General features: G+C 27.3%; 27 protein-coding genes. 25 read left to right on the forward strand and 2 right to left on the reverse strand.

Annotated elements, in window-relative coordinates; all coding sequences use genetic code 11:
* From ACEXNK_RS08340 to ACEXNK_RS08350, 3 genes are read left to right on the forward strand one after another with little or no spacing between them, the layout of a single operon-like run.
* Nucleotides 1-693 carry an ABC transporter ATP-binding protein gene (locus ACEXNK_RS08340; RefSeq protein WP_373598106.1) on the forward strand — a complete coding sequence of 231 codons (693 nt, stop codon included), beginning with the start codon at nucleotides 1-3 and terminating at the stop codon, nucleotides 691-693.
* Nucleotides 686-1510: a hypothetical protein gene (locus tag ACEXNK_RS08345; RefSeq protein ID WP_373598105.1), complete on the forward strand. Its 825-nt coding sequence runs from the start codon at nucleotides 686-688 to the stop codon at nucleotides 1508-1510. Before ACEXNK_RS08340 ends, ACEXNK_RS08345 begins: the two co-directional genes overlap by 8 nt.
* 15 nt (nucleotides 1511-1525) lie before the next feature.
* Complete coding sequence (locus ACEXNK_RS08350) at nucleotides 1526-2782, forward strand: hypothetical protein (protein WP_373598104.1); 1257 nt, start codon at nucleotides 1526-1528, stop codon at nucleotides 2780-2782.
* 35 nt (nucleotides 2783-2817) lie between these two features.
* Here the strand turns inward: ACEXNK_RS08350 and ACEXNK_RS08355 are convergent, their stop codons facing one another.
* Both ACEXNK_RS08355 and ACEXNK_RS08360 read right to left on the reverse strand, forming a co-directional pair.
* The gene (locus tag ACEXNK_RS08355) at nucleotides 2818-3618 is read right to left on the reverse strand and encodes a M55 family metallopeptidase (protein ID WP_373598103.1); all 801 of its coding nucleotides are present in this window, start codon (nucleotides 3616-3618) and stop codon (nucleotides 2818-2820) included.
* Between the two features lie 246 nt (nucleotides 3619-3864).
* The gene (locus ACEXNK_RS08360) at nucleotides 3865-4209 is read right to left on the reverse strand and encodes a RidA family protein (protein WP_373598102.1); all 345 of its coding nucleotides are present in this window, start codon (nucleotides 4207-4209) and stop codon (nucleotides 3865-3867) included.
* Between the two features lie 230 nt (nucleotides 4210-4439).
* Between ACEXNK_RS08360 and ACEXNK_RS08365 the strand changes: the two genes are divergently transcribed.
* The 22 genes from ACEXNK_RS08365 to ACEXNK_RS08470 all read left to right on the forward strand — a co-directional run bounded on the left by ACEXNK_RS08365 (nucleotide 4440) and on the right by ACEXNK_RS08470 (nucleotide 23891).
* Nucleotides 4440-5732: an NCS2 family permease gene (locus ACEXNK_RS08365; RefSeq protein WP_373598101.1), complete on the forward strand. Its 1293-nt coding sequence runs from the start codon at nucleotides 4440-4442 to the stop codon at nucleotides 5730-5732.
* A gap of 79 nt (nucleotides 5733-5811) precedes the next feature.
* Complete coding sequence (locus tag ACEXNK_RS08370; protein ID WP_373598100.1) at nucleotides 5812-5973, forward strand: hypothetical protein; 162 nt, start codon at nucleotides 5812-5814, stop codon at nucleotides 5971-5973.
* A gap of 212 nt (nucleotides 5974-6185) precedes the next feature.
* Nucleotides 6186-7157 (forward strand): sulfurtransferase, encoded by a 972-nt coding sequence (locus tag ACEXNK_RS08375; RefSeq protein WP_373598099.1) that lies wholly within the window; start codon nucleotides 6186-6188, stop codon nucleotides 7155-7157.
* Between the two features lie 11 nt (nucleotides 7158-7168).
* Nucleotides 7169-7855: a TVP38/TMEM64 family protein gene (locus ACEXNK_RS08380; RefSeq protein WP_373598098.1), complete on the forward strand. Its 687-nt coding sequence runs from the start codon at nucleotides 7169-7171 to the stop codon at nucleotides 7853-7855.
* Between the two features lie 77 nt (nucleotides 7856-7932).
* Nucleotides 7933-9042, forward strand: coding sequence for a (Fe-S)-binding protein (locus tag ACEXNK_RS08385; RefSeq protein ID WP_373598097.1), 1110 nt, complete (start codon nucleotides 7933-7935; stop codon nucleotides 9040-9042).
* Nucleotides 9043-9058: 16 nt separating this feature from the next.
* Nucleotides 9059-9715, forward strand: a complete 657-nt coding sequence (locus tag ACEXNK_RS08390) for a TVP38/TMEM64 family protein (protein ID WP_373598096.1) — start codon at nucleotides 9059-9061, stop codon at nucleotides 9713-9715.
* An 8-nt stretch (nucleotides 9716-9723) separates the two neighbouring features.
* Nucleotides 9724-10305, forward strand: a complete 582-nt coding sequence (locus ACEXNK_RS08395; protein WP_373598095.1) for a CDP-alcohol phosphatidyltransferase family protein — start codon at nucleotides 9724-9726, stop codon at nucleotides 10303-10305.
* Nucleotides 10306-10363: 58 nt separating this feature from the next.
* Complete coding sequence (locus ACEXNK_RS08400; RefSeq protein ID WP_373598094.1) at nucleotides 10364-11236, forward strand: DMT family transporter; 873 nt, start codon at nucleotides 10364-10366, stop codon at nucleotides 11234-11236.
* A 469-nt stretch (nucleotides 11237-11705) separates the two neighbouring features.
* Nucleotides 11706-11864, forward strand: coding sequence for a hypothetical protein (locus tag ACEXNK_RS08405; RefSeq protein WP_373598093.1), 159 nt, complete (start codon nucleotides 11706-11708; stop codon nucleotides 11862-11864).
* A gap of 29 nt (nucleotides 11865-11893) precedes the next feature.
* Nucleotides 11894-12529, forward strand: coding sequence for an endonuclease/exonuclease/phosphatase family protein (locus ACEXNK_RS08410; RefSeq protein ID WP_373598092.1), 636 nt, complete (start codon nucleotides 11894-11896; stop codon nucleotides 12527-12529).
* 109 nt (nucleotides 12530-12638) lie between these two features.
* Nucleotides 12639-13922, forward strand: coding sequence for a VanW family protein (locus ACEXNK_RS08415; protein WP_373598091.1), 1284 nt, complete (start codon nucleotides 12639-12641; stop codon nucleotides 13920-13922).
* 333 nt (nucleotides 13923-14255) lie between these two features.
* Nucleotides 14256-15242 (forward strand): serine/threonine-protein kinase, encoded by a 987-nt coding sequence (locus ACEXNK_RS08420; RefSeq protein WP_373598090.1) that lies wholly within the window; start codon nucleotides 14256-14258, stop codon nucleotides 15240-15242.
* A 121-nt stretch (nucleotides 15243-15363) separates the two neighbouring features.
* Nucleotides 15364-16323 carry a potassium channel family protein gene (locus ACEXNK_RS08425; protein ID WP_373598089.1) on the forward strand — a complete coding sequence of 320 codons (960 nt, stop codon included), beginning with the start codon at nucleotides 15364-15366 and terminating at the stop codon, nucleotides 16321-16323.
* A gap of 78 nt (nucleotides 16324-16401) precedes the next feature.
* Nucleotides 16402-17583, forward strand: coding sequence for a D-alanyl-D-alanine carboxypeptidase family protein (locus tag ACEXNK_RS08430; RefSeq protein ID WP_373598088.1), 1182 nt, complete (start codon nucleotides 16402-16404; stop codon nucleotides 17581-17583).
* A gap of 291 nt (nucleotides 17584-17874) precedes the next feature.
* Complete coding sequence (gene rpsB, locus ACEXNK_RS08435) at nucleotides 17875-18597, forward strand: 30S ribosomal protein S2 (protein ID WP_373598087.1); 723 nt, start codon at nucleotides 17875-17877, stop codon at nucleotides 18595-18597.
* A 62-nt stretch (nucleotides 18598-18659) separates the two neighbouring features.
* Nucleotides 18660-19565 carry a translation elongation factor Ts gene (gene tsf / locus ACEXNK_RS08440; RefSeq protein ID WP_373598086.1) on the forward strand — a complete coding sequence of 302 codons (906 nt, stop codon included), beginning with the start codon at nucleotides 18660-18662 and terminating at the stop codon, nucleotides 19563-19565.
* Between the two features lie 62 nt (nucleotides 19566-19627).
* Nucleotides 19628-20332: a UMP kinase gene (pyrH, locus tag ACEXNK_RS08445; RefSeq protein ID WP_373598085.1), complete on the forward strand. Its 705-nt coding sequence runs from the start codon at nucleotides 19628-19630 to the stop codon at nucleotides 20330-20332.
* A gap of 25 nt (nucleotides 20333-20357) precedes the next feature.
* Nucleotides 20358-20915 carry a ribosome recycling factor gene (frr, locus tag ACEXNK_RS08450; RefSeq protein ID WP_373598084.1) on the forward strand — a complete coding sequence of 186 codons (558 nt, stop codon included), beginning with the start codon at nucleotides 20358-20360 and terminating at the stop codon, nucleotides 20913-20915.
* Between the two features lie 2 nt (nucleotides 20916-20917).
* The gene (locus ACEXNK_RS08455) at nucleotides 20918-21121 is read left to right on the forward strand and encodes a hypothetical protein (protein ID WP_373598083.1); all 204 of its coding nucleotides are present in this window, start codon (nucleotides 20918-20920) and stop codon (nucleotides 21119-21121) included.
* Between the two features lie 30 nt (nucleotides 21122-21151).
* Nucleotides 21152-21886, forward strand: coding sequence for an isoprenyl transferase (locus ACEXNK_RS08460; RefSeq protein WP_373598082.1), 735 nt, complete (start codon nucleotides 21152-21154; stop codon nucleotides 21884-21886).
* 12 nt (nucleotides 21887-21898) lie between these two features.
* The gene (locus ACEXNK_RS08465; RefSeq protein WP_373598081.1) at nucleotides 21899-22675 is read left to right on the forward strand and encodes a phosphatidate cytidylyltransferase; all 777 of its coding nucleotides are present in this window, start codon (nucleotides 21899-21901) and stop codon (nucleotides 22673-22675) included.
* A 64-nt stretch (nucleotides 22676-22739) separates the two neighbouring features.
* A complete protein-coding gene (locus ACEXNK_RS08470; RefSeq protein WP_373598080.1) occupies nucleotides 22740-23891 on the forward strand; it encodes a 1-deoxy-D-xylulose-5-phosphate reductoisomerase in 1152 nt (383 codons plus the stop codon).
* The last annotated feature ends 2 nt before the right edge of the window (nucleotides 23892-23893 follow it).

A 23893-nucleotide genomic window follows, 5' to 3' on the forward strand; every position in this document is an offset into this window, starting at 1 on the left:
GTGATAGAAGTTAAAAATGCTAAAAAGAGGTATAGAAAAGTAAAAGCATTAGACGATATATCATTTGAAATACATGAAGGAAAGATAACTTGTATATTAGGTATAAATGGAGTGGGAAAATCTACTATATTAAAAGCTATGTGTGGTCTTATAAAGCTAGATAGTGGCGAAATTTTAATAGATGGTGATAAGTTAAGTCATAAAACTTACGAAAAAGTAGCTTTTGTCCCAGATGTAGATAATTATTTTGCACAACTTACTATAAAAGAAAGTTTTCAGTTTATGAAAGAGTTTTATAAAAATTGGGATGATAAAAAGGCTTATGAGATGTTGGAGTTGTTTAATCTAACTGATAATAGAAAAATAGCAGATTTATCTAAAGGTAATGTAGCTAGAGTTAAAATTATATTAGGGTTTGCTCAAAATGCAAAATACACTATACTTGATGAGCCATTTTCTGGAATAGACATATTTAAAAGAGAAGATTTCTTAGGTGTTATGACAAAATATATAAGTGATGAACAAAGTATAATAATAACCACTCATGAGATAGCGGAGATAGAAATGATAGCAGATGATGTCATTTTAATAGATGAAGGGAAACTATCACTAGTATTCAATGCAGAAGAAACTCGTGAAGAAGAAGGGAAATCTATAATAGATAAAATGAGGGAGGTGTATAAGAGTGAATAAGATATTAAATTTATACAATATAGAATTTAAAAGAATATACAAATTATATTTTGCTCTTATAGGTATGGTTTTTATTGCAAATCTAGTAGGTGTTGCAATAAGTATAAAAAACTCAGTAGAAAGCATTAGTTTAGATAATAACCTTCCTATGAATATAAATTCATTAAAAACTAATATAGGTTATGACTTTATAAATACAATTACTGTAAATGATGTATACATATATGGAAGTGTAATACTTGGAGTGGCTGTATTAATGTGTTTGTTTTATGCACTTATAATATGGTATAGAGATTATTACTCAAGAAGTAAAACAATATATACATTATTATGTTTGCCACAACCAAGATTTAATATATATTTATCTAAATTAATAACTGTAGTAGTTATGATATATGGAATTATAGCATCACAATTACTGTTTTGGTATATAGACTTAAATATAGTTAAACATTTAGGAGTAATACAATCACCTGGGTTTGTAAATGTATTTAAAAATATGATGCATACATATGAAGGTGTTAACATAGTATCGCCAAATATTGTCGAATTTCTAATGGTAGATGTAATAGGGGTTATATTAGCTGTAGTAGTTATATTTACAGCTGTATTGATAGAACGAAGTATAAAAAAAGTAGGGATAATATTAGGAATTTCATATATAGCTTTATCTATAGTTGGATATTTTTACTTATTTGGAGTAAGTAATGAATTTTTACTTAATCTATTATATGTTCACATAGGGTATTATATATTCTTGTTTATTATATCTTTGGGACTATCATATTATATGATAAATAAGAAAATTTCAGTTTAAGGGAGGAATATTATTATGAGAAAAAGTTTATCATTATCTGTTTTAGGTATAACAGTAGCCTCTCTTATATTTATAGGAGCAGGTATAATTACAAATGAACCTAAGTATGGTTTTGAAGATATAAAAGGAAGTAAAGAAAATTTAGGAGATGTTGTATTTATTCAAGGAAATAATACAGATTTGTATAAAAATGTACAATCAACTGTTTCTAAAGATGGATTTGAAGTGAAAAAATATTCAAATAGTAAAGGTAGAGATGTTGGACATAGTGAATATGAAAAACTTATACATTCTAATAAAGATTTATTTAGAAATTCATATCCTTTAGGAAGTGGAGTATATAAGTCGGATGAAAATATAGGTTATGTAGAAGAGTATTCTCAAACTTATAATGAAGATGGAACATACTCACAACAATTTTTAATTCGCAATAAGGATTTAAAAACAAATGAAATAAATGAATGGTATGTTACTTTACCAGAAAATATAAAAGAAGATGAAAATGTAGCAAGTGGATTTGCTGTAAGTGTAAAAGGTAATAAATTATATATATTAAGAACTGTAACGCAAGGTATAACATATAATCGTAATGGAGAAGCTACTGAAATTGGTGATAGTTATTTAAATTTATATACTTTTAATTTAGAAAATCAAGAAATTAAATTGAAAGATAACTATAAACCTATTAAAAATGGTGAATATAAATACTTATTTGATACAAATGAAGTATTTCAAAAAGATAATAAAATGTACACACTTGTAGGTAGGGCAAATTTAAAAGATGAAAACAAATTGAATTACTATCTAGTATATTATGATATAAATAGCAATAAATTTGAAGCTATAAAAGAACCTGTTATAAAAGATAGTGCATCACCAACTTTAGGTGGGAATATAGTAATAAGTAATGATATAGAAGGAGATATATTATATATTTTACAGCACGATAAAAGCAAAGAAAAAAATGCTAATGTTGAATTGTCTAAAATTAATTTGAAAAATAATAAAGTAGAATATGTAGATAAACAGTATCATATAGGCAATACTAATGATGAATATGATGTTATTCCTTTTAGGGTTATAGATAATAAGATCTATATGGGAATAACAAACTATGAAGAAAAGAATCAAAAATATGGAAGTGATATGGAAGTTAAGCACCAGATTATAGTATTAGATGAAAATAATGGTCAAACTTTATATAAAGGTGAGTATATAAATGAAACAGATTTTTATCCAAATATTAGTATAATGAAAAATAATGAATTATAAAACATAAAAAATGGGCTATTTAATAGCCCATTTTATTATATAGAAAATAAAATCATTCTAAGAACTTCGAAGTAATCATTACTTTCAAATAATATAGTCTGAGTATCTTTTAAAGCTACACCAGGGTAGAATGAGGCTTTATAAGCATCTTTATGATTCTTATACCTTATTTCGAGTTTAAAACTTTCTGGTAGCTTAATTAAATACTTAGATAAATCTGTAGATAAAGCTTCTTTAACTTTTAACAATATCTCTTTAATTGCAACTTCTGGATGAATAGATATAGAAGCAGATCCTACACCCTCAGAAACCGAAACAGTGTAAATATTAGGATTTAAACTTTTAGCTTCTTCACAAAGTAATTTATCTCCACTCATAAAAACAACAGGTACATTATAGTAACTAGCAGTATAACTGTTTATAACAAACTCGCTAGCAAGTTCATCATTTATCTTTATATAATCATAAGCCCTTCCATTTTTAGTATGAGACAAAGGATTACCATCTTTAGTAGCTCCACTATGATAACCTATAAAAATGCAAGCATCAAAATTACTATTTAATCCGCTCATCATAGATAAAGGATCATTAGGCCAACCTCTCATTAAATGTGTATTTTCAGGAAGCATATCAGGAATTATATTTCGAGCACTAGCATGTGCATCCTTTATTAAAATATGATTGCATCCAGCAGCAGTAGCACCTTTACAAGCAGCGCTTACTTCTTTTGTCATTTGTATTCTATGATACATACAAAACTGTGAATTTATATTAGTTTCATCAACATCAACTATTCCACATGTACCTTCTATATCAGCACTTATAAATACTTTCATAAATATTATCCCCCCTAATAAATATGTATTTATTTATAATTATATATAACTTTCTTATTAATTGTATGAAAATTAAGAAAATAATTAAAAGAAAACTTATTGGATTTATATAGAGATTATAGGAAATATATATTATTAATAAAAAATAATATATTAATAAGTTTATACAATAAAATTTATCTATGTTTTTATTTATAATAAATAAAAATAGCTGCCTAAAAATAGACAGCTATTAGTTAGTTTAAATTATTTAACTGCAGCAACAACAGACATTTCAACTAATAAAGCTTCTCTAGCCATTCTAGCTTCAACACATGCTCTAGCAGGCTCATGTCCTTCTACTACCCAAGAATCCCAAACTGAGTTCATATCAGCGAAGTCTTTCATATCTCTTACGTATATAGTAACTGATAATATATGTTCTTTATCAGAACCATATTTGCTTAGTAAGTCTTCAACTTTTTGTAAAACCATTTTAGTTTGTTCTTTTATATCTCCCTCACCGTGAGTTTGTCCACATAAATATATAGTGTTGTTATGAACAACAGCTCTACTCATTCTTCCAGTTCCTTCGTATCTTTTGATTTCCATAATAAATTCCTCCCATTAAAATTAAAAATAAGCTCAGGGTTTAATTATAAAGTAATATAAAAACATTTTCAATTATTACAGTTATAAAATTTAAATATAAAACAAGTAAAAACACATACAAAAAAACGTGTGCATGTTAAAAATATTCGAAAAAGGGTGTACAAAATATTAAAATATGGTATTATAGAAGTCGGCAAAAATAAACAAAATACGACAGGAAGAGTGATTAAATGGAAAAGTATTTTAAACTTAAAGAAAATAATACTACAGTGAAAACTGAAGTTTTAGCGGGAATTACTACTTTTATGACAATGGCATATATACTAATAGTAAATCCTAGTATATTATCTGCAGCTGGAATGGATTATGGAGCAGTATTTACAGCAACTGCATTATCTGCAGTAATAGCAACATTAATGATGGGATTATATGCAAAATTACCTTTTGCTTTAGCTCCAGGTATGGGACTTAATGCATTCTTTGCATATACAGTAGTTGTAGGAATGGGATATTCTTATCAATTTGCTTTAACAGCAGTATTTTTAGAAGGAATTATATTTATATTATTAACAATATTTAACGTTCGTGAAGCAATTGTAGATTCTATACCAACTAACATAAAAAAGGCTATATCAGTAGGTATTGGACTTTTAATATCACTTATAGGACTTGAAGGTGCAGGAGTTATAATACATCCAGAAGGTGGAGGAACTATAGTTGCACTTGGAAATATAATATCAGGAACAGGATTACTTGCTATAATAGGTATATTAATAACTTCTATATTATTATGTAAAAATGTAAAAGGTGCATTATTTATAGGTATGATAGTAACAACTATAATAGGAATACCTATGGGAGTTATAGATTTACCAACTCAAATAGTTAGTATGCCTCCATCAATGTCATCTACTTTATTTAAATTTGAATGGCATAATATATTTAGTGTAGATATGGTTATAGTTTTATTTACATTGTTATTTATGGATATGTTTGACACAATAGGTACTTTAGTTGGAGTTGCAACAAAAGCTAAAATGTTAGATGAAAACGGAAAAGTTCCTAATGTTAAAAAAGCATTATTTGCAGATGCAATAGGAACTACAATAGGAGCTTGCTTAGGAACTAGTACAGTAAGTACTTTTGTTGAGAGTGCATCAGGAGTTGCTGAAGGTGGAAGAACTGGTCTTACGGCTGTATCTACTGCATGTATGTTCTTCTTAGCATTATTCTTTGCTCCATTATTCTCAGTTATAACACCAGCTGTTACAGCATCAGCGTTAGTTTTAGTTGGATTATTTATGATAGAGCCTATAAAAGAAATAGACTTAGTAGATTTTACAGAAGCTATACCGGCATTTTTAACTATAATAATGATGCCTTTATCTTATTCTATAGCTGATGGTATAGTATTTGGGGTAATATCTTTTATAGTGTTAAAATTATTCTCAGGAAGAGCTAAAGAAATAAGTTTAACTACAGTTATAATAGGACTAGTATTTTTACTTAAATTTTTAATATAAATTATATCTCTTTTAATATTAAGAATATAAATACAAATTGTGTATAAAATAATTTATAAATATTAAAAGAGGTGATATTATGGCTAAAAAAAATAGTATGTTTAAAGAATTTGGAAATAAGATGGAAGATTTAGGACATGATATTTCTAAAGGTATGAAATCTTTTACTAGCTCAGTGGAGCATACAAGTGAAAAGATGGCAAAAGATATAAAAAAAGCTGGAAAGAAAATGTTTAAATAAATATAAAAGACTAGAGTTAAATCTAGTCTTTTTATTTTTTTAATAAACATATAAAAAGCATAAATAAAGTTAACATGTATAGAAAAAAACTATATATTTATGATTTTATATAGTTTTTTTCTATAATGAATAACTGAAGTAATATGATATAATCCTAGGTGAATGCAAAATACGACAAATATTCTTAAAATTTACAAAATAGGGGGATTTACATGAGTTTAAAAAATAAGAAAATGCTTTTATTAGTTAGTTTATTAGTTATAACTAGCTCAGTAGCAATAGGATGTAGTAAGGATGATAAAAATCAAAATAATGTAAGTACATCTCAAGAACAAACTATAGAAACAACAAAAAATGATTATACATATGATAATAATGAATATTTTACAGATATAAATTGGTTAGAAAAAAACTTAGATAATAAAGATGTGATAATAATAGATGCAAGAAGTGCAAAAGATTATGACAAAGGACACATACCAGGAGCTATAAATGTAGCGTGGCAAAGTTTTTGTAATATGGAAGGAAAAGGTGGAGATGAAGGATGGGGAACTCTTTTAACAAAAGAGCAACTATCTAAAATTTACTCTGATCTTGGAATCGACAAAAATAAAAAAGTTGTAGTATATGCAAATAGATCTGGATGGGGAGAAGACGGAAGACTTGCATGGATGTTCAAAGAAACTGGTGTAGATGTAAGAATGTTAAATGGAGGAATGGATCTTTGGGAATCAGAAGGAAAAGAAATTTCTAAAGAAAAAGTAGATCCTAAAAAATCTGAGTTTGTAGTAGAAGAAGTTAAAAATGATATGAATATAGATACTAAAACTTTAAAAGATAATTTAGATAAAGTTAAAATAATAGATACTAGAGAAAAAGACGAATATGATGGAGCTACTAAATATGGTGAAGTCAGAGGTGGACATATACCTGGAGCTATAAATTTACCTTTCAATAATGTTTATAATGAGGATGGGACTATAAAAAATAAAGCAGAGTTAGAAAAAATGTTTAAAGATTTAGGATTAAATAAAGATGATGAAATAGTTACATATTGTACAGCTGGAATTCGTTCAGGACATATGGCTTTAATATTAAAGTCTTTAGGATATGATAATGTTAAAAACTATGATGCATCTTATCATGAATGGGCTGGAGATAAGTCTAATCCTATAGAAAAATAGGAGGAGTACTGATGAATAAAATAAATAAAAAATCCCTAATTTTAAAATTAGGGATTATAGCTTTAGTTATAGGGATCTATTTATATGTAGAGCCTGTAAATAGATTTATTAATCAAATGGTATTTTACTTAAGTATGCTAGATTTAGAAAGTTTAAAACAATATATACTATCATTTGGAATTTGGGCACCTATAATATCATTTATACTAATGATACTTCAATCTATAGCAGCTCCACTTCCTGCATTTTTAATTACATTTGCAAATGCGGCATTATTTGGATGGGTAAAAGGAGCTATACTTTCGTGGGCAAGTGCTATGGCTGGGGCAGCTATTTGCTTTTATATAGCTAGATTTCTAGGAAGAGATGCAGTAGAAAAACTTACGAGTAAATTTGCATTAGATAGTTTAGATGAATTTTTTGATAAGTACGGAAAACATACTATTTTAATAGCTAGATTACTTCCTTTTATGTCATTTGATTTAGTTAGCTATGCGGCAGGATTAACCTCTATGAGCTTTGTATCATTTTTTATTGCAACTGGAATAGGACAGCTTCCTGCAACTATAATATACTCATATGTTGGAGGCATGCTTACAGGCGGAGCTAAATTGATGATGATGGGTATACTTACATTAAGTGCTATAAGTGTTCTTATATATGTTTTAAAGAAAGTATACAAAGAAAAGAAGAGATAGAATTAACAAAGGAATATTTTAAAATACTATATTCGGTATTTTGGGATATTCTATTTTTTTAGGAAGAAGGCAGATATATGAAATTAAGTAAAAAAACTTTAGAAAAAATAAATGAAGATAAAAATAAATGTATAGATTGTAAATTGTGTTTTAATGATTGCCCTATGATGAGAGAGTTTGGTGAATCCCCAAAAGAATTGATGCAAAAAATATTAAATGAAGAAGTAGACTTAGGAGAAGTTTCATACTCTTGTATGTTGTGTGGTTTATGTTATAAAAAGTGTCCAAAGGATATAAATTTAGAGTCAACTTTTTATGAAATTAGGAAAAGTTTATTAGAAAAAGATAAAAAAGAGGTTAAAAATAAAGGCTATAATGTAGTTAGATTTCACCAGATAAATAGTTTTACTCCTATATTTTCTAAAACTATAAGAAAAAAAGAGTCAAAAGCTATATTTCTACCTGGGTGTAGTCTAAGCAGTTATAGTAAAGAATTGGTGATGAACACTTATGAGTACTTAAAAGGGATATATGAAGATATAGGTATTACATTTAAATGTTGTGGAAAACCAACTTTAGCTATGGGAGATATAGATAAATTTGATAAATATTACTCAGACTTGAAAAATCTTGTAGAAGTTAATAATATTGAAGAAATAATAGTAGCTTGTCCAAACTGTTACAAAACCATAGGTAAAACTAGTAAAAATGTGAAGGTAACATCCGTATATGAAATTATAAATGAATTTGGGGTACCTAATAATGTGAAAGATAATTATTCAGAAATTAAATTTGCAGTACATGATTCATGCTCAGTAAGAAATGAAAAAGGTATTCAAGATAGTGTTAGAAATGTTTTAAAAGACTTAGGGGTCGATATAGTTGAATTTAAAAATAATAGAGAAAATACAGTATGCTGTGGAGCTGGCGGTATGGTAGGTGTTACAAATACTAATTTAGCTTTGCGACAAATGATAAAAAGAGGGAATGAAACGAGCTGTGAAAATATAGTTTGTTATTGTGAATCTTGTTGTGAGTCATTAATAAATAGTGATAAAAATGTACTTCATTTATTAGATTTAGTATTTAATCAAGATGTAATAGATAAAAAACTATTTACTCAAGATAAAACAAATACTATAAATAAATGGAAAATGAGATATAAAACAGTTAAATCAGTAAAATAAATTAGAGGAGATTGATATGAGTGATAAAATGAATAAAATATTAAAAATTACATTAACTATGATGGTTTTTATAACAATATTATGGATAGTGTACAACATATTAAATATGGACATAGATGCTCATGATATTCAAAATTATGTCAGTTCATATGGTAAATTTGCACCTATTATATATATAATAATGTTTGCGTTAGTTCCTCTTACTTTATTTCCAGATTCAATACTAGCTATAGGCGGAGGGCTTATATTTGGATTAACAAAAGGATATATATATACGCTAATAGGAGCTTTACTAGGAGCAAGCTTATCTTTTTATATATCTAGAAAATTAGGTAGAAACTTTGTAAAAAAACTTACTAAGGAGAAGTTAGACACTATTGAAAAAATGATAAATGATAAAGGATTTTTTGTAGTTTTAATATTAAGATTAGTACCATTATTTCCTTTTGATATAATAAGTTATGGAGCAGGTCTTACATCTATAAAATTTAGAGACTTTATGTTTGCTACTCTGATAGGAACTATACCGGGGATATTAGTATTCACAAATATCGGGGCTCAATCAGTAAATATAGGTAGTAATAGTTTTTATATATCTATAATGGCACTTGTAGTGTTGGTTGTAGGATCTGTGTTTTTTAAAAATAAAATTATTAATTTACAGAAAAAATAGGAGGATGTATGTTAGATACACATGGCAGAAAATATGTAGACCCAATTATAAATAGTGGAGCTAATTTTTTATTGAAATTGAAATTAACAGCTAATAATGTAACTGTAATAGCACTTTTAGTAGGTATACTAACGAGTGTGTTTATATATTTAGATATGAATTTAATAGCAGTAGTTACTCTTTGGCTATCAGGATACTTAGATGCTGTAGATGGAGCTATAGCTCGAAAAACAAAAACAACATCATTATTTGGAACACTTATGGATATAACCTTTGATAGAGTAGTTGAAACTTTTATGATAATATCTCTTGCATTAAAATATGTGGATGCGAGAATGAATTTTATAGTTCTTTTAGTTTGTATAATAATATCTATGACTATATTCTTAACAGTAGGTGCATTAACTCAAAAAAAAGGGATGAAAAGTTTCTACTATCAAGCAGGAGTAGCAGAAAGAAGTGAAGGATTTATATTATTTACTTTAATGATATTACTTCCTAATTTTGTAGCATTATTTACTAATATATTTTCTATTATAATATTTATTACTATAATTCAAAGAATAATAGAAGCAAAAAAAATATTATAATAGAAAAATTTTAGGTATATGGTATACTGTATGTAAAATTAAATAGGAGGTAATGCTTTTGGAAAAACTAAACAATATAAGCGATAGAAATAAAGGAATTATGTTTATAATAATATCGGCGTTTGGATTTGCTATGATGTCTGCATTTGTAAAACTTGCAGGAGATTTACCTAGCTTTCAAAAAACATTTTTTAGAAATTTAGTATCTTGCATAATAGCATTTGTATTTATAGTTAAGTACAAAGAAAGTTTTTTTGGAGCTAGAGAAAATAGAAAAATTTTAGTTCTAAGGTCTATATTCGGGACATTAGGGATACTTTTGAATTATTACGCAATTGATAGATTAGTGCTTTCTGACGCAAATATGTTAAATAAATTAAGTCCTTTCTTTGTTATAATATTTTCAGCGATATTTTTAAAAGAAAAAATAAAGTCTAATCAAGCAATAGCAGTAGCGATTGCTTTTATTGGAGCACTATTTATAATAAAGCCGTCATTTGATTTTGAAATGATACCATCTATGGCAGGAATAATGGGAGCTATATTTGCAGCATCGGCATATACTTGTTTAAGGGTACTAGGTGGAAAAGAAAAGTTTTACACTGTAGTATTTTTCTTCTCTTTATTCTCTACGGTGTCTATATTACCAATTACTATATTAGTTTATAAGGATATGAGCTTGGTTCAATTCGGATACTTAATACTAGCGGGTATATTTGCCAGTATAGGTCAATTTGGAGTTACATTAGCATATAAATATGCTCCAGCTAAGGAAATATCAATATTTGACTATTCAAATATAATATTCTCAGCTATTATAAGTATAATAATATTTAACACTATGCCAGATGCATATAGTTTTATAGGGTATATCATAATATTCTCAGCATCATATTATATGTTTTTATATAATAAAAAAGCCAATAACTAAACAGTTATTGGTTTTTTACATTTAATAAAGTTGTGATTATAAAAAATACACATGATTTATTAAATATATATAAATAAAATTTAACATTATGGATAAATATAACAAAAGAAGTCATACTATATGAATAAAATATGATTTATTATATTGACAAATAGGCCTTAATAGTATATAGTATATTGTATACAATATGAAGAATAATCCTTGATATAGATAAAATAAATAAATGCGAATAATAAGAGTGCTTATATGGATTTAATCCTTATGGGTGCTCTTATTTTTTTCTATTGAAATATTGCAAATAAACGACAAAAAAATATAAAAAATAATATTTTTCTATTGAAATCGAACTAGTGTTTGATATATAATATCTCTTGTAGGGAACGAATGTTCGAAAAAAATATTAGTAATAAATTTAAAATTAATGAATAGAATAGTATAAATTATTAATTAATGAAGGAGAGATTAACCAATGATAATATCAAATAGAAGACTTAGAGAAATAACTATAAATAACCTAAGAAATGGAGAGGTTAGTATAAGTGAACTAGATGAAATATATAAAAAAATGGGATTCTTATTTGTTATAAATCAAGGTAGATGCACTAGAATAAAAAAAGAAAGAAGTTAAAGAAATACTTATGGTATGTAGGGGGATAAATGAAATTAATAACTTATAATATTCATAAGGGTATTGATGAAAATAACAATGAATCATTGAACGATACAATAGATTATTTAAAAAGGACTAATGCGGATATAATTTGTCTTCAAGAAGTTTTAAATAGCATACATATAAAACTATTAAATGAACTCGATATAAATGGATATTTTTTATCAAATGTAAAGCTTACTAATGATTTATATGGTATAAGTATTTATTTTAAAAATGATATGGTATCAGTAGATGGAGTTCATTTGGTTAGTGAAAAAGAAAGAAGAGGATTTATACATTTACAATTATATATAAATGATAAATTGGTAAATATAATAAATTTACATCTGGGATTGAGTATTTATGAGAGAGAGAAACAGTTAGAACAAGTATTAAATTATGTAGATACGCTAAGAGGCAAAAATATTATATGCGGAGATTTCAACCAAACAGACTTAAAAATTGATAAATTTTATGATTTAGCAAAAATATTTGATTTAGAAAATACAGAAACCTTTAGTAAAAGCAAATCTAGAATTGACTATATATTTATATCTCAAAATATTAATCCTACAAAATACATAGTTGACTTTATAACCACATCTGATCATTTTCCGGTAATTGGAGAATTTAATATATAAAATCTTTTCCCTTATAATTGTGACAATAAGGTTACATATGTTTGGTAGTTATTGTTTTATCAATTGCTTTTAAACTATAATAATCTTAGGCAAAGTAGGGGGGAAGATAATGCAACAAAACATACTTACAGAAGAAAATACAGAAAGTATTGAATCTAAAAAAAATAAAAAAACACGTATTAATATGATTATTTTAGCTATATTTATTATCACAATAGGTACAATAGCAATTCATTATTTTAATAAAAATTATATATATAATGATAAAATAGCAAAAAATGTATATGTGGGAGAAACAAATTTATCAAATTTATCTATGGATGAAGCTAAAAAAATATTAAAGTCTACATATAGTCCTCAAAATATGAAAATAGAATATGAGAATAATTCATTTGACTTAAGTCCTAAAGCTATAGACTTTAATTATGATATAGATAAAGTATTAGATGAAGCATATAATTTTAATAAAACAAAATCCTATATAGAAAACGTAAAAAGGGTAGTTTCGCTAGAAAGTGGAAATAAAAAAGTATTTGAAATAAAGTCCACATATAATGAATCTAAATTAGACAATTATCTAAAGAATATATCTAAAGAAATAAATACAGAAGTAAAAGATGCTGATATAAAGATATCATCGGCAGGTGGAATTAATATAACTCCAGCAGTAATAGGACAAGAAGTTAATATAAAATTGACGAAAGAAAATATAAATAAATCAATAAGAAATAATAGTTTTGAGAAAGTAGACTTAGTAGTTGAAAAAACTGAACCAAAAATAACTGCGGATATGTTGCAAAGTGTAGACTCTGTATTGGCTACTCATAGCACGACGTTTAACAATTCGTCGCCTAATAGAGCTCATAATATTATAAGATCTGCAAATAGCACAAGTGATATACTACTTATGCCAGGTGAAGAATTTTCATACAATAAATCAACGGGTCCAAGAAGTAAAGCGAATGGATATAAAGATGCACCTGTTATTGTAAATGGGAAAATACAAGATGGATCAGGTGGTGGCGTATGTCAAGTTTCAACGACTATATATAATTCAGCACTATACTCTGGGATGGATATAACTAAAGTTAGGAACCACTCTTTACCATCGTCATATGCACCTATGGGTAAAGATGCAACTGTAGCGTATGATTACTTAGATTTAAAGTTTAAAAACCCATATGATCATCCTGTATATATAAAAAATACAGCTTATAACGGAGTTGTAACTAGTAAAATATATGGAAGTTCTAAAGATAAGCAAAATATAAGTATACAAACAGAAAATGTTGGGAGTGGAAATACTGTTAAAACGTATAGAATATATAAAGATGCATCAGGAAAAGTAGTTAAAAATGAATATATAACAACAAGTACATATAAGAAAAAATAAAATTATTAAAATTTTACTAAATAATATAAATATACATCCGTATATAATTTCTATAAATATAGCTAATATGCTTAGAATATAGATTTTGTATACGGATATTTCTATTTATAATAAAAATTATAGAAAATATGTATACGTGCATTTAAAATAAGATTAAAAGATATAATAATTGGGTATGACCATATAAATATGAACTATAACACATGAAAACAACAAATATATCTAAATATGGTCATACAATACTTATTTGTTACATAAAAAACTAAACACTGATATAATAAAAGTATCAGTAAAAAGGATAAAATGTTACACGAGATATAAGGGGGAGTTTATTTGATATATATAGGCAATAGATACAAGATAATAGAAGAAATAGGGCGAGGTTGTAAATCATGCTTATATAAAGGAAAAGACTATTATGATGGACAAACGATAATTATAAATATAATAGATTCAGGAGTAGTTAAGAGTAAAAAATTCATTTCAAATTTAATCGATGAAGCCACTACTATAAATGAAATAGATTCTCCAAACATACTTAAAATTAAAGATGTAGGAATGTATGAGTTAGAAGATGGAAGTGAAGTTTATTATACTATAAATGATTATATAGAAGGAAGTACTTTAGAACAGTTGACAAAGTATCACAGATTAAATATAGAAGAAATTGTAATAATATTAAGGCAACTGTTAAATGCATTAGAAGTTGCACATAGTTACAATATATATCATGGGTGTTTACATCCAAGTAACATATTAGTAGATGAAGGGTATAATGTTAAATTAAGTAATATAGGTATTATAAAGGCTAATAATAAAATTTTTAATAATGGTATAAAACATTTTGCAAAAAATTTAAATTATATGTGTCCTCATCAAATATGCTTAGGATATACTGATAAAAGTAGTGATTTTTATGCACTTGGAATTATAATATTTGAATTGATATTTGATAAACATCCATTTGGGGAAATAGACGATGAGGAAGAAATTCTAAGAAGAATGGACAAGGGCATAAAATGGAAAGACTTTGATACTGAGTTTGTACCTGAAAAAATATTGAATATATTAGAAAAATTATTAAGTAGAACGAATAGATATGAAACTCCTAAAGAAGTAATTATCGATTTAAGCCATTACATGTATGAAGTAGAAAACTTGTTGGATGAAAGACAGAATATTGAAGTTGAAATTGAATGTATACAAGATGATACTACAAAAAAAGTAGACAAGTTAAAAAAAGGACATAAATTAAAAAAGGTTGCAGCTGTGGGATTAGCAACAATCGTATCATTTTTAGTATTAGGAATATACATATAAGTAAAAACTATCTTAAAGAAAATCTTTGAGGTAGTTTTTTGTATTTTATGAGTTTGATTGAATAAAAAAATATTTAAGTTAAAGAATAATTAATATAAATATTTTGGAGGAAAGATATTTTATGTATATTAGAAATACTCAAAAGGGTATGGATAGTGGAGTGAATATAAAATATAGTAATTTGGTAATAAATAAAACCATATTATTAGACAGCGATAATATTAGTGAATTTAACAAATATAAAAATATAAAGTTTTTAAATATAGTATTTAATAAAGATTTAGTGTTTGAAAATTGTAAATTTGAAAAAGAGTTAATATTTGAAAATATTAAGCTTAATGGAGATATATATTTTAAGAATTGTACTTTCAATGAAAATTGTATATTTAAAAATGTGGAATTTAACAAAAATAGTTCAAAAAAAAGGTTGTTTATTAAATCTAAAATAAAATGTCAAAAACTTAAATTTGAAAAAATAAAGTATATGCCGAGATTAGATGGAGTTCACTTTAGCCATTGTTGTAAAGTTGATTTGAAAAGTATTTTTTATGAAAAAGAAAATTATAAATATGCAAAGATAAATTATCGAATAGCTAAAAATCAATCAAATATAATTGGTGATTATGACAAAGTGAGTCACTACTATTATATGGAAAGATATTATGGAGGTAAATGCATAAAAAGAGACGAATTTGAGAGTTTAACTGAATATATAAACACTAAATTTATAGACTTAATAGCCAAATACACTATTGGTTATGGAGAAAAACCGTTAAATATATTTATTGTTTCGTTTTTTATAGTAAGTATATTTGCACTCCTATATATGATTACTGGAATAAAAGATATAAATGATAATGTAATTGGGTTAAATTACGATAATTCAAATAATATAAAAAGTATGTTAAAAGACTACTTGGATTTATGGTATTTTAGTATGGCTACCTTTAGCACTGTAGGTTATGGAGATATGGTGGTTAACAATATTTTGGGAAAGTTATTAGTAAGTCTGGAAGTTTTCTTTGGCGTAACCATGGCAGCTTCGTGGGCATCTGTTATTTTTAGAAAAATGTCAAGATAGTAAATAATTACTAGATATATATTTCGCTTAATAAGTTAAAAATTAATATATACTTACTTAACTTAAGAAGGTGAAGACATGATAAAAGGAGTAAAAAAGTTTATATCAATAGTTTTAATTTTAGCAGTTGTAACTCCGTATACTGCATTTGCAAGTGAAAAAGAAGTAGATAAATACTCTTTATCATCTATATTAATAGACCAAGATAGTAGTAGAGTATTGTATGCTAAGAATCCAGATGAAAAAAGACCCTTAGCAAGTTTAAGTAAAATGATGACTTTTTTAATAGCTATTGAAGCTATAGAAAAAAATCAAGTTAGCCCTAATGATAAAATTAAAATAACAAAAAAAATAGCATCAGTAAGAGGTTCAAGTTATCATCTTAAGGAAAATGAAGAAGTTGAGTTAATTGAACTTATGAAAGGTCTCATGATAGTATCTGGCAATGATGCTGCAGTTGCTATAGCTGGTCATATATCAAAAGATGTAGATAGCTTTGTTAAACTTATGAATAAAAAAGCTAAAGAGATAGGTATGAGTAATACTAATTTTGTAAATCCACATGGACTTCCTATTTATGATTTACAAAATCCAAAAGCTCAACCAAAACAAAATATATCTACAGCAAGAGATATAGCTACTCTTGGAAAGTATATGTTTGACAACTATGAAAAGCAAGTTACTCAAATAACGGATATGACTACCTATTCAAATCCATCTAGAGGATTTGAAAAAAATAATACTAATCCACTTCTTAGAATGATACCTGAGGTAGATGGAATAAAAACAGGATATACAGGAAATGCTGGGTATTGTTTATCATTTTCTATGAATGTAGAAAAAGAAAATGATGTTAAAAAATATAGGGTTATAGGAGTGACACTAGGTGCTAACCATAAAAATAAAAGGTTATCTGCATCGTTAGCAATGTTAAGATATGGTAAAGAAAATTATCATACAGAAAAAGTTATATCTAAAAATGAATTAATAGGTAAAAAATATATTAAAGGATTGGAAGAGTTAGAAGTAGAGCTTAGAACTAAAGATGAGTTGTATACTATTATAGGAAATGAAGAGAATATAAATACTCAAGTTACTTTAAAGGAACTTGAATATCCAGTCAAAAAAGGTGATGTGTTAGGAGTTATTAAATACTATACAGACAATGGAGAAATATTAGGAAGTATAGATATAATAAGTACAAAAGATGTTAAAAATACATCGCTAAAAACAAAAATAAAAATGATATTATCAGATTAATATAATATATAAGATAGAGCAAATGCTCTATCTTATATTAATTTACAATAATATGAATAAACCACTGTTTATTTGTAAATAATTATCTATGGAAAAGTAAATTAATAGTACATAATAAGATATATATAATAATGATATAAAATTTACAAAAAACATTGTATTTTATAATTCACTATGATATACTAACGAAGGTAAAAAAATAAAATAACGCACGACTTTGTGATCTCTAAAAGGTGCCTAAACGGTTTTTTAGGGAGTTGACCAAGTCGGAGGTAAAACCAGGAGGTAAAAATGTCAGTAATATCAATGAAACAATTATTAGAAGCTGGTGTTCATTTCGGACATCAAACAAGAAGATGGAACCCTAAGATGGCTCAATATATATTCACAGAGAGAAATGGAATATATATAATAGACTTACAAAAAACTGTTAAAAAAGTTGAAGAAGCTTACAGATTCACTAAAGAAGTAGCTGAGACTGGAAAGCCTATATTATTCGTAGGAACTAAGAAACAAGCTCAAGAAGCTATAAAAGAAGAAGCTGAAAGATGTGGAATGTTCTACGTTAATGAAAGATGGTTAGGTGGAATGTTAACAAACCACAAAACTATAAAGACTAGAATAGACAAATTAAGAAAATTAGAAAAAATGGAAGAAGAAGGAGTATTCAACGTTCTTCCTAAGAAAGAAGTTATAAAGTTAAGAGCTGAAAAAGAAAAATTAGAGAAATACTTAAACGGTATAAAAGATATGCCTGAATTACCAGCTGCTATATTCGTAGTAGATCCAAGAAAAGAAAACATAGCTATACAAGAAGCTCACAGATTAGGTATACCAGTAATAGGTATAGTTGATACAAACTGTGATCCAGAGCAATTAGACTTCGCTATACCAGGTAACGATGACGCTATAAGAGCTGTTAAGTTAATAACTGGTGCTATGGCAACTGCTATAATAGAAGGAAGACAAGCTATAGCTGATGATCAAGAAGAAGTAACTGAAGATCAAGAATAATAAAATAAGTTAATGGTAAGGGGGTATACCCTTACCATTAGTAATATATAGGAGGGATTACCATGGCTATAACTGCACAAATGGTTAAAGAGTTAAGAGAAACTACAGGTGCCGGAATGATGGACTGTAAAAAGGCTTTACAAGAAGCTGAAGGAAATATGGAAAGAGCAATAGATTTACTAAGAGAAAAAGGTTTATCTAAAGCTGCTAAGAAATCTGATAGAGTAGCTGCTGAAGGATTAGTTGCTATAGAAATAAATGCTGACAACACTGTTGGTGCTATAGTTGAAATAAACTCAGAAACAGACTTCGTTGCTAAGAATGAAGATTTCAAAACTTTCGTTAAGGATGTTGCTGAAATGGCTTTAGCTACAGAAAAAGAAGATGTAGCTGGATTATTAACTGAGTCTCATAAAGAAGGAGCTTTAGCTGATGTATTAAACAACAGAATAGCTACTATAGGAGAAAAGTTAGATATAAGAAGATTCGCTAAGATAGCTACTAATGGACAAGTTGCTGGATACATCCACGGTGGTGGAAAAATAGGTGTATTAGTTGAATTAGAAACAGAAGCTAGAGATGCTGATGTTTTAACTATGGGAAGAGATATAGCTATGCAAGTTGCTGCTATGAATCCTAAATACGTTTCTAAAGATGATGTAGATCCAGAGTACATAGCACATGAAACTGAAATATTAACACAACAAGCTTTAAATGAAGGAAAACCAGCTAATATAGTTGAAAAAATGATAAAGGGAAGATTAGAAAAACAATTAAAAGAAGTTTGTTTAGTTGAGCAAACTTTCGTTAAAAACCCAGATTTAACTATAAAGCAATTAGTTGCAGACGTTGCTAAAAAAGTAGGTTCTGAAATAAAGGTTGCTAGAGTCGTAAGATTCGAAGTTGGTGAAGGTATAGAAAAGAAAGAAGAAAACTTTGCTGAAGAGGTTGCTAAGCAACTTAAGTAATTGACCAAAAGAGAACACTTCGGTGTTCTCTTTTTTAAAAAGTTAACTAAGGAGGAGTTCAAATGACTAAGCCCATGTATAAAAGAGTATTATTAAAGTTAAGTGGAGAGGCATTAGCTGGAGAAAAAGGATTTGGAATAAATAATGAAGTTGTAAATGAAATAGCTCAGGCTATAAAACAAATACAAGCTGTAGGTGTAGAAGTAGCTGTAGTTGTTGGTGGAGGTAACTTCTGGAGAGGAAGAACTTCTGAGGGAATGGATAGAACTACTGCTGATTATATAGGTATGCTAGCTACAGTTATGAATGCTATGGCTCTACAAGATGCTCTTGAAAATATAGATGTTTTAACAAGAGTTCAAACTGCTATAGAAATGAGACAAATAGCAGAACCGTACATAAGAAGAAAAGCTGTTAGACACTTAGAAAAAGCTAGAGTTGTTATATTTGGAGCAGGTACAGGAAACCCTTACTTCTCAACAGATACAGCAGCTGCACTTCGTGCTGCAGAAATGGAATCAGAAGTTATATTACTTGCTAAAAATGTAGATGCAGTATATGACAAAGACCCTAAAGTACATGATGATGCTAAGAAGTTTACAGAACTTAGTTATATAGAAGTTTTACAAAAAGAACTTAAAGTTATGGATTCAACTGCAACATCTTTATGTATGGACAATAAGATACCTATAAAGGTATTTGAACTTTCTACAGAGAATATAATAAAAGCAGTTATGGGTGAAAACATAGGAACTACTGTAAAATAAATTAATTCTTAAGGAGGAATAAAAAATGAGTGCACAAGTTAAAAAGCAATTAGAAGAGAAAATGAGCAAAACAATAGAAGCATTAAAAAACGAATTTACAACTATAAGAGCAGGTAGAGCAAATGCTCAAATGCTAGATAGAGTAAGAGTTGATTATTACGGAACTCCAACTCCAGTAAACCAAGTAGGTGCTATATCTGTTCCAGAACCAAGAACATTAATGATAAACCCTTGGGATAAGACTGCTATGGCTGAAATAGAAAAAGCTATAAGAAATTCAGATTTAGGATTAAACCCAACTAATGATGGACAAGTTATAAGAATATCTGTTCCGGCATTAACAGAAGAAAGAAGAAAAGAATTAGCTAAAAAATCTAGTAAAGTTGCTGAAGAGTTTAAAGTTAGATTAAGAAATGAAAGAAGAGATGCTAATGATAAACTTAAAAAGATGGAAAAAGAAGGCGAAATAACAGAAGATGAGTTAAAGAAAGCTCAAGATGAAGTTCAAAAAACTACTGATAAGTTTATAAAAGAAGTAGATTCATTATTAAAAGCTAAAGAACAAGATATAATGGCGGTATAATTTTGGATAAGTACTATAGATTATTAGGACTTCAAACAAATGAGGTAATAAATTTTTTCGAAAAAGAAAATAAATGTTATACTATAACTACTATAAAGGGATATAAAGATGAAGATAAATTGATAATTCCTAGAGTTATTAAAATATCTGAGTCAGGTAGTAGTGTAGAGATAATACAAACATACTTTGCTGACTCCTTAAAATAGGAGTCAGAAAATTTTATTGGGAGGTAGTTTATGAATAAAAATACTATATACGACATAAACTTAAGTAATGTACCTACTCATATAGCAATAATAATGGACGGAAATGGTAGATGGGCTAAAGATAGACTACTTCCAAGAACAGTTGGACATAAAGCTGGGGTTGAAGCTATAAGAGCAGTTACAAAAGAGTGCTCAGCATTAGGGGTAAAACATTTAACTTTATATGCATTCTCAACAGAAAACTGGAAAAGACCAAAATTAGAAGTAGATGCTTTAATGAATTTATTATATACGTACTTAAATAAAGAATTAAAAGAATTACATAAAAATAATGTAAAGATAACAACTATAGGTGATATAGATGTACTTCCAAGTAAATCTGTAGAAGCTGTGAAAAACGCGATTGATATGACTAAAGATAATACTGGATTAAACTTAAATATAGCTTTAAACTATGGCAGTAGAAATGATATAAAAAATGCTGTTATAGATATAGTAAAAAATTGTAAAAGTGGTAAAATAGATATAGAAGATATAAATGAAGACACTATAACAAAATATTTAAGCACAAAGTCTATCCCAGATCCAGACTTAATAATAAGAACTAGTGGTGAGCAAAGAATAAGCAACTTCTTGTTATGGGAAATGGCGTATTCTGAATTTTATTTTACAGATGTATATTGGCCTGACTTTGATGGAAATGAAGTTAGAAAAGCTATATATGTTTACCAAAGTAGGGATAGAAGGTTTGGTGGACTTAAGTAAGGAGATTATTTTATGGTTGTAAGAATCATTGCGGCATTAGCATTAATTCCATTATTATTATTTATAATATATGGAGGATTACCATTATACATAGCAGAAGCTATTATAGGAATAATTGCACTAGATGAGTTTTATAAAGCATTTAAAAGTAAAAATATACAACCTATAAGCATTTTAGGATATTTATTTGCTATATACTTATCTATAAAAAATATTTTTAATTTACAAATTGAATATACATATATATTCGTATTTATATTATTCTTAGCAGGGATAATTTATATTTTATCAAATAAGAAAAATATTATAGGCTTTTCTATAACATTTATAGGTATGTTTTATATACCGATATTTTTAGATTATATAGTTTTAACAATAAATGATTTTAAACTAGGTGGGATTTATGTTTGGCTTATATTTATAATATCGTTTATGACAGATACGTTTGCGTATTTTAGTGGATATTTATTTGGAAAACATAAACTTATACCGAGTATAAGCCCGAAGAAAACGATAGAAGGTAGTATTGGTGGAATATTAGGATCTACAATGTGTTGTATGATATTTGGATATATTTTCAAACTAAGCATAATCCACATGATTTTAGTAGGAAGTATAGGAAGTATAGTTGCACAATTTGGAGATTTATTTGCATCAGCTATAAAAAGATACGTTGGAATAAAAGATTATGGAAAATTAATACCAGGACATGGTGGTATATTAGATAGATTTGATAGTGTTATACTAGTAGCACCATTTGTTTATTATGCAATATATATATTTATTTAGCTTCAGGGTTATCTGAAGCTTTAATTGTATAGCATATAAATTATCAGAAAGGAATATAAATAGTATGAAAAAAATATCAATATTGGGGTCAACAGGATCTATAGGAACACAAACATTAGATGTAGTTAGAAAAAATAGAGATAAATTTGAAGTTGTAGCTATATCTGCAAATAGTAGTATAAACTTACTTTTAGAACAAATAAAAGAGTTTAAGCCTAAATATGTGGCTGTGTATAATGAAGAAAGTGCTAAAGCTTTAAAATCTATGATACCAAATGATATAAAGATAGAAGTATTATCTGGAATGGATGGATTAGTAGCTATTTCATCATTAGATGAAATCGATGTACTTTTAACTGCTATAGTTGGAATGATAGGACTAGTTCCGACTCTTGAAGCTATAAAAAATGGAAAAACTATAGCTCTAGCAAATAAAGAAACTTTAGTTACAGCAGGACAATTAGTTATGGATGAAGCTAAAAAAAGAAATGTATCAATACTTCCTGTTGATAGTGAACATAGTGCTATATTCCAGTGCTTAAACGGAGAAAATAATAAAGAAATAGATAGCATAATACTAACGGCATCAGGAGGTCCTTTTAGAGGGAAATCAAAGGAAGAATTAGTAAATGTAACTAAAAATGAAGCTTTAAAGCATCCGAATTGGAGTATGGGGAGAAAAATAAGTATAGATTCTTCTACACTTATGAATAAAGGTTTAGAAGTTATAGAAGCTAAATGGTTATTTGATGTAGAAGCTGATAAAATAGATGTAGTTGTACATCCTCAAAGTATAATACATTCTATGGTTCAATTTGTTGATAGTTCTATAATTGCTCAAATGGGATGCCCAGATATGAAGTTACCGATACAATATGCATTAACTTATCCAGAGAGATTACTTAACGACTTTGAAAGATTAGACTTCTCAAAGTTGAGCAGTTTAACATTTGAAAAGCCAGATTTAGAAACATTCCCATGTCTAAAGTTAGCATATGATTCTTTAAAAATGGGAGGCACATATTCAGCTGTATTAAATGCAGCTAATGAAGTGTTAGTAAATGAATTTTTAGAAGATAAGATAAAGTTTTATGATATACCGTATTATATAGAAAAAACTTTAGATGCACATGAATGTATAAAAAAACCTACATTAGAAGAAATATTACATATAGATAACTGGAGTAGAGAATTTGTTAAAAAGTGTATAAAATAGGG

The organism is Paraclostridium bifermentans (genome assembly GCF_964259345.1).
In the GTDB taxonomy this organism is placed as follows: Bacteria; Bacillota; Clostridia; order Peptostreptococcales; family Peptostreptococcaceae; genus Paraclostridium; species Paraclostridium bifermentans_B.